Here is a 13,647-nt window from a genome sequence, read left to right as displayed (position 1 = left end):
TTTGACGGTTAGTGGAAACGATGATAGAATGTAGCGGATAGACAGAAGATGCTTTTACAGCGTGCACAGGCTTTACAGGAGGAGACTTTATGGAAAAAATTAAGATGAATACCCCGCTTGTTGAGATGGATGGGGACGAGATGACGAGAATTCTGTGGAAAATCATCAAAGATGAGCTGATTTATCCGTATATTGATTTAAAGAGTGTATATTATGATCTGGGACTTGAAAATCGAAATGCCACAAATGATCAGGTAACGATTGACAGTGCCAATGCCAATAAAAAATATGGTGTTGCTGTAAAGTGTGCGACAATTACACCAAATGCAGCCAGAATGACGGAATATAATCTGAAAGAGATGTGGAAAAGTCCGAATGGAACCATTCGTGCGATTCTGGATGGTACGGTATTTCGGACCCCGATTACGGTAAAAGGCATTGAACCGTATGTGAGGTCGTGGAAAAAACCGATTACAATTGCGCGTCACGCATATGGTGATGTTTATAAAAATGCAGAGATTGATGTACCGGGACCTGGAAAAGCAGAGCTTGTCTTTACAGGTAGCGACGGAAGTGAGATCCGGGAACCGATTTTTGAATTTAAAGGTCCGGGCGTATTGCAGGGCATGCACAATCTGGACAGCTCGATTGAAAGCTTTGCGAGAAGCTGTTTTAACTATGCATTGGATACAAAACAGGAGCTCTGGTTTGCAAGCAAGGACACAATTTCCAAAAAGTATGATCATACGTTCAAAGATATTTTTCAGGAGATTTTTGACGCTGAGTACAAAGAGAAGTTTGACGCGGCGGGAATCACATATTTTTATACGCTGATTGATGATGCGGTGGCTCGTGTAATGAAGTCTGAGGGCGGTTTTATCTGGGCCTGCAAAAATTATGACGGCGATGTTATGAGCGATATGGTATCTTCTGCCTTTGGTTCGCTTGCAATGATGACATCTGTCCTGGTTTCTCCGGATGGAAATTATGAGTATGAGGCGGCACATGGAACGGTGCAGCGTCATTATTATAAGCATCTGAAGGGTGAGGAGACGTCCACGAACTCTGTGGCAACGATTTTTGCATGGACGGGAGCGCTGCGTAAGCGCGGTGAGCTGGATGGCATTGCGGCGCTTGAGCAGTTTGCAGACCATATGGAGCAGGCTGTGATTTCTACGATTGAAAGTGGAAAAATGACAAAAGATCTGGCCCTGATCACTTCTTTGGAGCATGTAACGGTTCTGAACAGTGAAGAATTTATCAAAGCGGTTCGGGAAGCTTACGATGCGATCTGTGCAAAGGGGTAAATGTTTCCAGAAAAAGCAGGAAAATTTTATTGCATAACGGGGCATACTGGAGTATACTTAGAATAGCTTCTGGGGTGTGCGACACTCTTATCATTTTGAACCTACATTTACTTTTATGGGATTCCTATATCGCGCAGAAATATGTCAGGCCTCCATTATGCAGAGGAAGACAGACAGCTGCGTTGCGGTTACCCACCTAGCTTTGCTAGGAGTCAAAAGATAGGAACCGGCACTCTGGATTTGAATGCAGTGCGGCAGGATTCGCAAGAATCACTGCCGCTGTTTTATGCACAGAACCGTGCGGAAAATGGTTTGTGGATTTTGATAAAATACAGACAGAGGGAATTGTGATGGAAAAAAGGAAGATGAAAAGAGTGGAGGATTCTATGGCCGAGCAGTCGCATCTTCTGATGCCTCGCTGTTTGAACGCTGCCGGATTTTTGTTTGGCGGACAGCTTCTGGCATGGTTGGATGAGACGGCCGGCATTGTGGCAAAAAGGCATGCGCAGATGAATGTGGTGACAGTGGCCATAGACAATATGTACTTCAAGTCCGGAGCGAAGCTGAATGACACGATTGTTCTGATTGGGCGTCTGACTTATGTCGGGCATTCCTCCATGGAAGTGCGGATTGATACGTATGCGGAATCTCTGAACGGTATACGGACGATGATTAACCGGGCATATTTTGTCATGGTGGGAACGGACGAGCAACAGCGGCCCGTGGAGGTACCGGGGCTGATCGTTGAGGGTGTGACGCAGCAGATTGAATGGGAGGCCGGAAAAAAACGGGCGCAGCTGCGGAAGCTTCGAAAAAACGAGGGTTATTAGAAGGGACGTAAGTGGGTATGGGTAATTATGAGAGAGTACGGCACGAATTTCCACCAGTGTACAACGAAAACAGCAGAATTTTGATCCTGGGAAGCCTGCCTTCCGTAAAATCAAGAGAGCAGATGTTTTATTATGGACATCCGCAAAACCGGTTCTGGAAAGTGATTGCCGGGTTGACCGGAGCATCTGTCCCATCCACGATACCGGAGAAAAAAGCGTTGCTGCTTGCACAGGGAATAGCGGTTTCGGATGTGATTGCAGAATGTGATATTATTGGGTCCAGTGACAGCAGCATTCGAAATGTAATCCCCATGGATTTACAGGAAATTTTGGAGAATGCGAAGATCAGACAGATTTACGCGAATGGAAATACCGCCAAAAAATTGTTTGAGCGGTTTCAGCAGAAGAGCTGTCAAAGAGATATTATTGGTCTACCGTCGACCAGTCCGGCCAATGCGGCGTATTCGCTGGACCGGCTGATCGAGGCTTGGACGTGTATTTTATAAAAGGGGGAAATTCCCCTTTTTTATTATGGAGAAGAATTTTGTTTCTTTTAGAGTGTCGTATGTTCTCTGACATAATTTTGCAGTTGGCCGTACATCTCGGTAAAGCCGATTCCAAATTGCTGTGCGAGGTGACAGACGCTGTCGTTTTCCGGGTAGTAATAAGTATCGTTTTCGTAAGTACAGCATTTTATGTCAGCCATTCCCCAGGGGGTTTCCACTGCAAGGATGCGCCGGTCCAGTTTTGTGCGCTGAAGCTCCTGGCATCGGATTCCGATCGTAGTGGTGTTTCGGAAGATAATGCTTTCCATTGTTTTGCGGTTTTCAGGGAGGCAGATGACTTTCAGGAGCTGGCCCGGCCGGTTTTTCTTCATGTAGATTGGTATGAAAAATACATCAAGTGCCCCTGCTTCCAGAAGCTGCTTCATGGTGAAGGAGAGAGCCTCTGCACTACAGTCATCAATGTTGGTTTCAAGTGTCAGGATGGTATCTTGCGTATCTGCGTCCAGGGATTCAAGAAGCATGGCACGCAGAAAACCTGCTGTCGCGTAATCACGTTTTCCGGCTCCAAAGCCGGTTTTTTTGATGCGAAATTGTGTCGGCAGTTTTTCGTCTGATTTCAGGGCAGCCGCGATTGCAGCCCCTGTCGGAGTAACAAGCTCACCTTCTACGGAGGAGAACTTCAGTGATAGCTGATGTCTGGAGGCAATCGCCGTAACTGCCGGTACGGGCACAGGAATTAGTCCATGCTGACAGCGAATCTGTCCAGAACCATCCGTAAGTGCAGAAACAACAATGCAGTCAGGCGCCAAATTGTCGAGACATACGGCAAAGGCCACGATATCAACAATCGAGTCTACCGCCCCCACTTCATGGAAGTGCACTTCATCAATATTTTTACCATGAACAGATGCTTCCGCTTCTGCAAGGATACGGAAAATCTGAAGGGCCAGTTCCCGGGCGTTGTCCGTCAGATCACCTGCGCAGATGATTTCTATAATGTCGTTTAGATTCCGGGCATCGTGATGCGCATGCTCTTTCTGAGACTGGTGCTCGTGGGAATGCAGGTTCTCCGAGGAGTGCGTGTGTTGGTTTTTGCTGTTGTGTACGGGCTGATTTCCATGCAGGTAATTCATATCGTGGTCATGGTTGTCCTGCTGGAGAATTACATTGAAGTCGCAGGCACGAATGCCGGACTTCAGTACATCTTTTATTTCAACGGTATAACCGGACATTGGAAGACTGTCAAGTGCCTGGATAAGTTTTTTCTGATCAGCGCCCAGGTCGATAAGGGCTGCCACTGCCATGTCACCGCTGATTCCAGATGTACATTCTATATATAAAGTAGTTTGAGACATTGTAGTACGCTCCTGTTTGAAAATTTTGATAAAGTCCATTTATAGTAACACAGAAAGGGAAGAGTGTGCAAGTGAATAAAGGAAAACAGCAGATGGATGGAAAAAGTAGGAGAAAATTACAGGAATATTTCAGCTGAAACAGGGGAGGATAAATAGAAAGCAGCGCTTGATTTGTATCGGTGCTGCTTTTGGAATCTTAATTTTGCGCGTGAAAGGCAGGAATAATTATGCTTGAGATTGAAAGTAAGACACAATTCGAAATGGAAGTATTGCGGGCGGATAAGCCTGTACTGGTGGATTTTTATGCGGAATGGTGCGGGCCGTGCAAAGCGATTGCGCCGTTGATTAGAGAGCTTTCTGAAGAGTCGGATTCTTATTATGTAGGGAAAGTAAATGTAGACGAACTGCCGGACTTGGCATTGGAGTATCGTGTGGCGTCTGTTCCGACACTTCTCGTTTTTAAAAATGGGGAATGTGTCAGCCGCGGTCTGGGTTTAATGAACCGAAATGAAGTTGAGGCGCTGTTGCAAAACTAGAGGACTGCCCTGCCAGGCATCATTTTGCACGCGAGAAGCTGGGCGCTTTTGGCAGTACGCGTTTGCGCATTTCCTGAAGCAGCTGGAATTGAGCTGAAAACAGGTTTCGGTGCGGCTTCAGATCCATGCTGCTTTGAAATAAATTTTTGTTGCCAGCGAGTGCCAGCTGCATTATAATGTACGGAGTTAAGGGTGTTATCTGCTTAAAGATTAGGAAAAGGATTATTTTTTATATGCAGATGAACGGTGGGGACGCAGCGTGGGAAGCTGTGGGAGAGCAGAAACAGGAAATGGAGAAAAAGCATGAAAAGAGAAACTGTCATTGTTCTTGATTTTGGAGGACAGTACAATCAGCTGATCGCACGGCGTGTCAGAGAATGCAATGTATATTGTGAAATTTACTCTTATAAAACAGATTTTGAGAAGATTAAAGCAGCAGAGCCGAAAGGGATTATTTTTACAGGTGGTCCGAACAGCTGTTACTTGCCGGATGCTCCTACATATACAAAGGAAATTTTTGAGCTTGGTGTCCCGGTTCTTGGTATTTGTTACGGGGCTCAGGTTATGATGCAGCTGCTGGGCGGAAAAGTGGAAAAAGCCCCGGTACGGGAGTATGGAAAAATTGAAGTGACAGTAGATCAGAGTTCTCTGCTTTTTCAGGATGTATCGGAAAAAACGATTTGCTGGATGAGCCATAATGATTATATTTCAAGCTTGGCCCCTGGTTTTATGGCCAGTGCACATACAGATAATTGTCCGTATGCGGCAATGGAACACACAAAAAAGAAGCTGTATGCGACGCAGTTTCATCCGGAGGTGCTGCACACAAAAGAAGGCCAGAAGATGCTTTCTAATTTTGTCTTCAGGGTTTGCGGGTGCGCGGGCGATTGGAAAATGGATTCTTTTGTGCAGCAGTCGATTGCAGCCATTCGTGAAAAAGTCGGGAATGGCAAGGTTTTGTGCGCGCTTTCAGGCGGTGTGGATTCTTCTGTTGCAGCGGTTATGATGGCAAAGGCAGTGGGAGAGCAGCTCACCTGTGTATTTGTGGATCACGGCCTCCTTCGCAAAAATGAAGGAGACGAGGTGGAGGCAGTATTCGGTCCGAATGGTCCATACCATCTGAACTTTATACGTGTCAATGCGCAGGAACGTTTTTACAGCAAATTAAAAGGGGCAGAGGAACCGGAGCATAAGCGCAAAATCATCGGTGAAGAATTTATCCGTGTGTTTGAGGAGGAAGCCAAGAAGATCGGAAAAGTTGATTTTCTGGTGCAGGGTACCATTTATCCGGATATAGTGGAAAGTGGCGTTGGCGGTGAGTCTGCCGTGATCAAATCGCATCATAATGTCGGAGGGCTTCCGGATTTCGTGGATTTCAAAGAAATTATTGAGCCGCTTCGGGATCTGTTTAAAGATGAGGTGCGCAAAGCCGGTCTTGAGCTCGGCATTCCGGATTATCTCGTGTACCGTCAGCCGTTCCCGGGTCCGGGCCTTGGCATTCGTATTGTTGGCGAGGTAACGGCCGAGAAAGTAAAAATGGTTCAGGACGCAGATGCCATCTGGCGCGAGGAAATCGCGAAAGCCGGTTGGGATAAAAAGATAAATCAGTATTTTGCAGCGCTGACGAACATGAAATCGGTCGGCGTCATGGGGGATGAGCGGACGTATGATTACGCGGTTGCGTTGCGCGCCGTGACGACGACAGACTTCATGACAGCAGAAAGCGCGGAGGTTCCGTGGGAGGTGATCGGCAGGGTGACAAGCCGTATTGTCAATGAGGTGAAGCATGTGAACAGGGTGTTGTATGATTGCACGGGGAAACCGCCGGCTACGATAGAGTTCGAGTAACGGATAAAATCCCGGAAATGCTGATAAAATGGGCATTTCCGGGAGTGTTTTATGCCGTTTGGCTCTAAAATGGCTCTAATTATTTGAGGAATACTGGATTTTGGGCGGGTATCATGATACCTGCTTTTTTAATACAGAGGAATTTCGCCCTCATAGTTGTCGGCTCTTTCCAACAGGGGACCGGTTGCACCCATTGTAAAAGCTATATCACTGCTTCGGATAGACAATAGTTCCATTCCAATCTTCAGATTAAGAAAATCTAATATCTGCTGATTAAGCTGAATTACACCATTCTCTGAAATATTTACCCAACAGTATGACCGCCCTTTGTATTTGACAAATTCGCCCTCTGCGGTCTGATAATTCAGTAAAGCCGGATTATCAGTAAGAATGTGTCCTAACTTTGATGGTTCTAACAATCCTTTTCTTGTCACACAAAAGCCGCCAGTGACCTTGCTTCCAGTAAAAAGATAGACTTTTCTCTCTGCTGTGGCGTTGTACTCTGTAAGAGCCTGTGTTGGGAGATGGATTGTCAAGTCATCTCGTATCAGCGATTTTCCGAAAATAAATTTACCGCCTTTATTCATCTGTGGCATATATCATCAACTCCTTTTCTTAAAAGTGGAAGTCCACTATACCACAAGAAAATTCAAATGTCACTAAGGCTCTCTAAAGTGTGGCAAGTTATTTTTCGGCATAGCGAGAATGATTAGTTGTCGGGATATATTTTTTAGAGAGAGCCTGTTGCCTCTAATTGTTTTCGGAAGCGTTATTCTCCGAGTAGTAATGGAACGCTTTTACGATATAATCAGAAGCCCCTTTTCCATATTTACTGTCAGTCATGCTTTTAATATAATCGCTTGAATATGTGTCGATAAGAACATTGATATAGGGCTTATCGAGGGATACGCTGGTGCTATTTTCCTGTATAAGCCGCAATAGTTCGTGTACAATGGATTGTATTTTAGGGGAGGAAACATCTTCTGACAAATTAGTGGTTAGTCTGCCATACAGAATATCAGATTGTTTTCCAATTTCTTTCACTTCTTCCGTTAGTTGTGTTTCCATGAGTTCAGAGAAATGCTCTAAATTATGTTTCATGGCTTCGGTGTATTTTTCAATACTGCCGAATTGGTGAATAGCAAGTTTAGCTACCTCTGCTTCATCATCTTTAATTTTTTGAATAAACATATCAAAATTTTCAATACTTCCCCAGTGCTTGATAACATCATCAGTGCTGTTATTTTTAAAATCCTCTAATGCGGTGATGTAATCAGACAGGTCAAATTCCTTAAAACTCATACATTGCTCTCCTTTCTCTAAGCGGCTAAGAAGCTGTATAAGTTTGTCTGTCCGATTGCGCTTCAGCAAAAGCAACTCTTTTTGCCTTTTGAAAGCCTTAATTTTGTCAAAGTCGGGTTTTTGCAGAATTTCTTTAATCTCTTTCAGCTTAAATCCCAATTCCTTAAAAAATAGGATTTGTTGTAGCTTTTGCAAGGCTTCATCATCATATAGGCGATAGCCGGATTCGGTCAATTCGCTTGGCTTTAACAATCCAATTTCGTCATAATATTGTAGTGTTCGGGTGCTTATGCCTGTTAATTCTGCAACTTGGCTTATGGTTCGCATTCTTATCAGCTCCTTAAATTTGTGAAGAAGCAAGACAGAGATTGCCGGCTTATTTCTATTCTGCTCCTATGAGAAAAGAATACAGTATCACGTTACGTGGAAGTCAATACTTTTTGCTCAAAATTTTTATCACTCATTTTCGGGATATATTTTAACGGATATTCCCCGAACACCTTTTTTGACAATCTTACTGTCATCAAGAATACTCTGCTTAACAGCGTCTAAATCCTTTGAGAGTGCTTCAATCGCCCGTTGGTGTTCTTCCTCCGATGAGAAGCGTTCCGTATCATTCAAAAGGTTCTCCTGCAATTCCCTTGCTTTCATGTATACGCCCAGCTTATGATTGAGCAGAGAGTTCTTGAAGGATATTTTGATTGTAGCGGGATTGAAACTTCCGTCCTCGTATCTCTCTGCTTCAAAGTTCATATCTAATTGTTCGTCCATTTTCAAAATCAAAGACAATACATCTGACACTGTTTCTATATCAAAATCCATGAAAACATTGATACTGATACCCAAAGCATTTGCAATTTTCATCAGTTGGTCGGGCTTTGGATTGCGGATGCCATACTCGTACTTTTTAATTGTGGCGGAATTGATGCCGGAAAGCTGACCGAGCGTTTCCTGTGATATGCCACGCAAATTCCGAAAGTGTTTAATCTTTTCCCCGGTAGTCATGCCAATACCTCCAATTTATGTGATTTTCGTAAGTGCTTAGTTCAATTCTATCACATCAGGACACATTTGTGTATAAAAAATTAAAATAAATACTTGACGTTCACAAAAGTGTACCGTATAATAAAAACATAAAGGTCACATATGTGTACCTAAAATAAAAAGAGAAAGGACAGGATTATATGGAGAATGGAAAGAAAATGTATGTAACGGCAGAGGAAGCGGCTGAAATGCTTGGCGTATCAACGGGCTATGCCTACAAGATTATCCGGGGGCTGAATGAGGAACTGAAAGCAAAGGGCTATCGGACAATATGCGGTAAAGTCCCGACAAAATACTTTGAAGAAAAATTCTACGGTCTGACCGTAGCCATGTAGGAAAGGAGAGATTTTATGTCAGCGACAAGGGACGGAAAGATGTGGCGTTGCCAGTTCTATTATAAGGACTGGCAGGGTGTAAGCCACAAGAAGAACAAGAGGGGATTTAAGACAAAAGCGGAAGCGGAACAGTGGGAGCGTGACTTCCTGCAACAGCAGCAGAGGAATTTAGACATCAATTTTGAGAACTTCGTACAAATTTATTATGAGGATATGGAACACCGTCTGCGTGAAAATACCATGCGTACAAAGAAATTCATTATTGATTTGAAAATCATTCCGTATTTCAAGAAAAAGAACATGAATGAGATTAAGGCTTCCGACATTCGGGCTTGGCAAAATGCACTGATGAAAAAAGGATATTCGGAAACGTATCTGAAAACAGTCAATAATCAGTTGTCGGCAATCTTCAATTATGCGGTTCGGTACTATGATTTGAAAGATAATCCTTGCCGGAAAGCCGGGAGTATCGGAAAGAGCCACGCCGGGGAAAAGGAGTTTTGGACAAAGCAGGAATTTAAGCAGTTTCTTGTGACTGTGGAGAACAAGCCGGAAACAAAAATGGCGTTCCTGCTCCTTTACTGGACGGGCATGAGGATTGGAGAATTACTTGCTCTTACCTACAACGATATTGATTTAGAGAAGCGCACTATTTCCGTAAACAAGTCCTATCAACGGATAGAGGGCAGGGATATTATTACACCGCCCAAAACGCCAAAGAGCAAGCGCATCATAACGATACCGCCATTTCTGACAGAGGAATTAAAGGAGTATACTTCGCACTTATACGGAATTATGGCAGACGAAAGAATGTTCCGTTTTACAAAATCCTATATGGAGCATGAGATTATCAGAGGTATCAAGGCTTCGGGAGTGAAAAGAATACGTTTGCATGATATTCGTCATTCCCACGCTTCGTTACTCGTGGAAATGGGTTTTACGCCATTAGCGATTGCGGAACGGTTAGGGCATGAGAAAATCGAAACAACATTAAATACCTATTCACATTTATATCCCAATAAGCAGGGGGAACTTGCAGATAAATTGGAGATTGAGAACAGCAGGGAGGAAGAAGAATGAGTGGAGTGCATAAATACCCGACAATCAGCTTTCGCATTTCCCCCAGAGAGAGGGAAGAAATCGAAGCAAAGATTTTAGCAAGCGGACTTTCTAAGAAAGATTATTTTGTCCGTTCCTGCATTTATAACCGGGTGTGCGTGGTCGGTAAAAAAGAACTGGTTTACCAGTTGGTAGAGGAACTAAAGATAATGCAGACCAATATCCGGGAAGTGACAGAACAGTTTGAAAAGACAGAGCTAGATTTAACGCCGGAGGGACTGGAAGATATGCGGAATGACTGTCTTGATATGCTGAAAGCTATCCTGTGGGTGTTGGACGGAGCAAAATATCTGTGGCAGGGCAACGTCAACGGAGAAGAAAAAAGCCCCGACAGCGGCAACTGTTAGGGCTGTGATAACTGGAAAACCTCTGTTATCAATCTCACAATTTAAGTATAGCAGAGGTTTCTTCCAGTGACAACGATTTTTCAGAAATGGAGGGCATTTATGGAAGAAACAAAAATCGAATTACAGTTGATTAAGTTGTCGGAGGTACAGTCGCAGGAAGTTTCTTGGCTGTGGTTTCCGTTTATCCCTTATGGCAAGCTGACAATCATTCAAGGCGATCCGGGGGACGGAAAGACAACATTTATATTGAACATAGCAGCGAAGCTGTCTAAGGGAGAAAGTTTAGACGGTGGAATGAATTTTACAGAGCCTTTGAATGTCATCTATCAGAGTGCGGAGGACGGTCTTGCCGATACGGTAAAGCCCCGATTGGAACAGGCGGGGGCAGACTGTGAGAAAATCTCTGTCATTGATGAAAGGATAAAATCACTTTCCATGATAGATGAACGGTTAGAGCAAGCTATTATCAAAACAGGAGCAAAGCTGTTGATTTTAGACCCGATACAAGCCTATTTGGGCGGCGGTATGGATATGAACCGGGCAAACGAAGCAAGGGATATGACGAAAAAATTAGCGGCACTTGCAGAGAAATATCAGTGTGCGATTGTACTTGTCGGGCATATGAACAAGGCGGCAGGAAATAAAGCGGCATACCGGGGAATGGGTTCGATAGATTTCTTTGCGGTTGCCAGAAGCGTTCTCTTAGTCGGCAGGGTTGAGGGAGAAGAAAATATAAGGGCTGTGGTGCAGATTAAAAACAACCTTGCGGCGTTCGGACACCCGAAAGCGTTTGCACTGTCGGAGGACGGTTTTCAATGGCTAGGGGATTATGACATTACCGCTGATGAAGTGTTAGGCGGCATTGCCCCAAAAGCAAATAAAATGGAACAGGCGAAACGGTTACTCCGGGAACTGGCAGAAACAAACAACGCCATACAAAGCAATGAGATTTTCAATCTTGCAGACGAACAGGGCATATCGAAGCGGACACTGGAAAATGCGAAGAAAGAGTTGGGTGTCCGGGCGAAGCGGATAAACAACACATGGTATTGGGAACTGGATAAAATCAGACAGTGACGGAGAAAGGTAACAGCGCAACAATGCAGGGTATTAGAATTTTGCAGTCTTGGAATTGCGCTCTTGAAGATTGCAAGGTTGCAAAAATTATAGACATTGCAATGTTGCGGTGTTGGGAGAAAGCCGGAAAGCGGCGGTATCAAGGCGGCGAAAAGCCGCCCCGTCCGTAAGGACGGAAAAGCCCCCGGCAGGGCGCAAAGGCACTTTTGATAGAGCGTAGCCTGTCGAAAGTGCTTTTGCGTTACTTTCGCCGAAAGTAACAAAGGCTATGCGCCGTATCCGGCGCTCATTACCCGATAGGGAGAAAGGGAAATTGATTGAAGCGGACTATCAGCGTTATGACAGGGAAAGGCTCTGTCAACCACAACAGCAGAAAATTCCATGCAAAGAACACTGACCCGGAGCGGAGTTGTCTGAATGTGGAATACTGCAACAAAAATATCAAAGACGTATACCACGAATTATTTGATGAAGCACTTGCCCGGTACAATGAGAAGCAGACCAGAAGTGACCGCATAATTGATGATTATTATGAGAAAATCTGCTCCGGCAAACAGGAGAAGCCATTCCATGAGATTATTTTGCAGATAGGCAACAAGGACGATATGGGGGCAAGGACAGAGGACGGACAGCTTGCGGCAAAAATACTTGATGAATATATGCAGGACTTTCAGAGACGAAATCCTACATTAAGGGTATTTTCGGCGCATCTCCATATGGACGAAGCTACACCACATCTGCATATAGATTTTATTCCTTATACGACTGGAAGCAAGCGGGGGCTTGAAACAAGGGTGTCATTAAAAAAGGCACTTGCGGAACTTGGATTTAAGGGCGGTACAAGGAGCGAAACAGAACGTAACCAGTGGGTAGCGGCAGAGAAAGAACGGCTTGCGGAGATTATGTTGCAACATAATATTGAGTGGGAGAAAAAGGGAACACATGAGAAACATTTATCGGTTTTGGATTTTGAGAAAAAGGAGCGAGCAAAAGAAGTTGCCGAACTGGAACAGACCATTTCCGGCAGTAAAGAGGAATTATCTGATATTCTTCATCAGCAGATAGCGGTAGGACAAGAAACGGAGCAGATACGCAAAGAGGGCGAATCGATCCGACAGGAAGTATCAGAACTTTCAGTTACGAATAATCTTCTGAAAGAGCAGGCGGAAACGCTGACGGAGGATAAAGAAAAGCTATTATCGGAAAATGAAAAGTTGGAGAAACAGCAGAAAAAGTTACAGCAGGACATTAACAAAATGGTACAGTCAAAGGAAGTCATGGAGAGAAATATACACGCCTATGATGAAGATGTAAAATGGCAGTTGGCAGAGCCGGGGGCATTGATGAGTGCAAAGGCTTACCGTGATAAAAAGGCTTTACCGCTTGTGGAAAAATTAAAAGAGGTAGTAAAAAATCTGACTATCAAATGCGTACAGCTTACGGAGCAGGGAAAGAAACTGACCGCCAAAGTGGATGGACAACAGAAGCAGATTAGTCGTTTGACGGATAAGGTTATGGAGCAGAGCGACACCATAGAACGATTGCAGGAAAAAGCGTCTGATTTAGGGCGTTTGGAGCGTCATTTGGGTAGGGAACAGGCGCAGTTGATAATAGAACGGTCAAAGGCATTAGAACGGGCAGAAAGGGAAAATAAACGTCCGAAACATACTTTTGAAATGAGCCGATAGGAAAGGGGATTGATAGGATATGACAGATATGGAGAAGAAAGTCATGGTACGGCTGTGTGCGAAGATTCTGACAGAAACAAAATTATATGATACGGATATGGAAGTGAGGAATTTGATTGACTGGATATGCGTGTCGGAGCAGATTAAGGCGAACAACAATACAATCCGTAATTTAACCGGGGAATATAAGAAGATAGAGCCGGATTGCCGGGAGGGAGTACGGACGCAGTTGGAGCGTATGAAAGAACTCTGCAAAGAGCGGAATAATCTGTATGAGAAGCAGAATGATTTGAAAGGGCAGAAACAGAAGATTGAGAAGTCGTTGGAGCGATAAGAAATGTGGGGTGTGGCGG

Annotated in this window: 15 protein-coding genes and 1 other RNA gene; 12 read left to right on the top strand and 4 right to left on the bottom strand. The window is 44.3% G+C overall.

The window, feature by feature from the left end; all coding sequences use genetic code 11:
- Positions 1–89 precede the first annotated feature (89 nt).
- The 4 genes from AC6I2O_RS13860 to AC6I2O_RS13845 all read left to right on the top strand — a co-directional run bounded on the left by AC6I2O_RS13860 (position 90) and on the right by AC6I2O_RS13845 (position 2,643).
- Positions 90–1,307, top strand: a complete 1,218-nt coding sequence (locus AC6I2O_RS13860; RefSeq protein WP_120393099.1) for an NADP-dependent isocitrate dehydrogenase — start codon at positions 90–92, stop codon at positions 1,305–1,307.
- 63 nt (positions 1,308–1,370) lie between these two features.
- Positions 1,371–1,552: non-coding RNA, 6S RNA (gene ssrS, locus AC6I2O_RS13855), on the top strand.
- 105 nt (positions 1,553–1,657) lie between these two features.
- On the top strand, positions 1,658–2,137 hold the full coding sequence (locus AC6I2O_RS13850; protein ID WP_120393123.1) for an acyl-CoA thioesterase: 480 nt from the start codon (positions 1,658–1,660) through the stop codon (positions 2,135–2,137).
- A gap of 17 nt (positions 2,138–2,154) precedes the next feature.
- Positions 2,155–2,643, top strand: a complete 489-nt coding sequence (locus AC6I2O_RS13845; RefSeq protein ID WP_120393124.1) for a DNA-deoxyinosine glycosylase — start codon at positions 2,155–2,157, stop codon at positions 2,641–2,643.
- A 47-nt stretch (positions 2,644–2,690) separates the two neighbouring features.
- Here the strand turns inward: AC6I2O_RS13845 and larC are convergent, their stop codons facing one another.
- Positions 2,691–3,998, bottom strand: coding sequence for a nickel pincer cofactor biosynthesis protein LarC (gene larC, locus AC6I2O_RS13840; protein ID WP_120393100.1), 1,308 nt, complete (start codon positions 3,996–3,998; stop codon positions 2,691–2,693).
- A 227-nt stretch (positions 3,999–4,225) separates the two neighbouring features.
- Here larC and trxA point away from each other — a divergent pair, with 227 nt between their 5' ends.
- Together trxA and guaA are read left to right on the top strand one after the other, a co-directional pair.
- Positions 4,226–4,534, top strand: coding sequence for a thioredoxin (gene trxA / locus AC6I2O_RS13835; RefSeq protein ID WP_120393101.1), 309 nt, complete (start codon positions 4,226–4,228; stop codon positions 4,532–4,534).
- 303 nt (positions 4,535–4,837) lie between these two features.
- Positions 4,838–6,382, top strand: a complete 1,545-nt coding sequence (guaA, locus tag AC6I2O_RS13830; protein WP_120393102.1) for a glutamine-hydrolyzing GMP synthase — start codon at positions 4,838–4,840, stop codon at positions 6,380–6,382.
- A 128-nt stretch (positions 6,383–6,510) separates the two neighbouring features.
- Here guaA and AC6I2O_RS13825 read toward each other — a convergent pair whose 3' ends face one another.
- From AC6I2O_RS13825 to AC6I2O_RS13815, 3 genes are all read right to left on the bottom strand, one after another.
- A complete protein-coding gene (locus tag AC6I2O_RS13825) occupies positions 6,511–6,978 on the bottom strand; it encodes a hypothetical protein (RefSeq protein WP_016281900.1) in 468 nt (155 codons plus the stop codon).
- A 154-nt stretch (positions 6,979–7,132) separates the two neighbouring features.
- Positions 7,133–8,011: a MerR family transcriptional regulator gene (locus tag AC6I2O_RS13820; RefSeq protein WP_120393103.1), complete on the bottom strand. Its 879-nt coding sequence runs from the start codon at positions 8,009–8,011 to the stop codon at positions 7,133–7,135.
- Positions 8,012–8,140: 129 nt separating this feature from the next.
- Positions 8,141–8,689: a helix-turn-helix domain-containing protein gene (locus AC6I2O_RS13815; RefSeq protein WP_016281898.1), complete on the bottom strand. Its 549-nt coding sequence runs from the start codon at positions 8,687–8,689 to the stop codon at positions 8,141–8,143.
- Positions 8,690–8,868: 179 nt separating this feature from the next.
- On the opposite strand from AC6I2O_RS13815, the gene AC6I2O_RS13810 reads away from it, so the two are divergent.
- From AC6I2O_RS13810 to AC6I2O_RS13785, 6 genes are all read left to right on the top strand, one after another.
- On the top strand, positions 8,869–9,063 hold the full coding sequence (locus tag AC6I2O_RS13810) for a helix-turn-helix domain-containing protein (protein ID WP_004080072.1): 195 nt from the start codon (positions 8,869–8,871) through the stop codon (positions 9,061–9,063).
- A 15-nt stretch (positions 9,064–9,078) separates the two neighbouring features.
- A complete protein-coding gene (locus AC6I2O_RS13805) occupies positions 9,079–10,143 on the top strand; it encodes a site-specific integrase (protein ID WP_120393104.1) in 1,065 nt (354 codons plus the stop codon).
- Positions 10,140–10,529, top strand: coding sequence for a plasmid mobilization protein (locus tag AC6I2O_RS13800; RefSeq protein ID WP_120393105.1), 390 nt, complete (start codon positions 10,140–10,142; stop codon positions 10,527–10,529). The genes AC6I2O_RS13805 and AC6I2O_RS13800 overlap by 4 nt, the downstream gene beginning before the upstream one ends.
- A gap of 99 nt (positions 10,530–10,628) precedes the next feature.
- Entirely contained in the window at positions 10,629–11,606 is a 978-nt protein-coding gene (locus tag AC6I2O_RS13795) for an AAA family ATPase (RefSeq protein WP_120393106.1), read from the top strand.
- 338 nt (positions 11,607–11,944) lie between these two features.
- Positions 11,945–13,294: a plasmid recombination protein gene (locus AC6I2O_RS13790; protein WP_497742987.1), complete on the top strand. Its 1,350-nt coding sequence runs from the start codon at positions 11,945–11,947 to the stop codon at positions 13,292–13,294.
- Positions 13,295–13,313: 19 nt separating this feature from the next.
- Positions 13,314–13,628 carry a hypothetical protein gene (locus AC6I2O_RS13785; protein WP_497742959.1) on the top strand — a complete coding sequence of 105 codons (315 nt, stop codon included), beginning with the start codon at positions 13,314–13,316 and terminating at the stop codon, positions 13,626–13,628.
- The last annotated feature ends 19 nt before the right edge of the window (positions 13,629–13,647 follow it).

The sequence above is a fragment of the Blautia sp. St.27G3 genome, from assembly GCF_059728505.1.
This window is presented reverse-complemented; position numbering and strand designations above follow the sequence as displayed.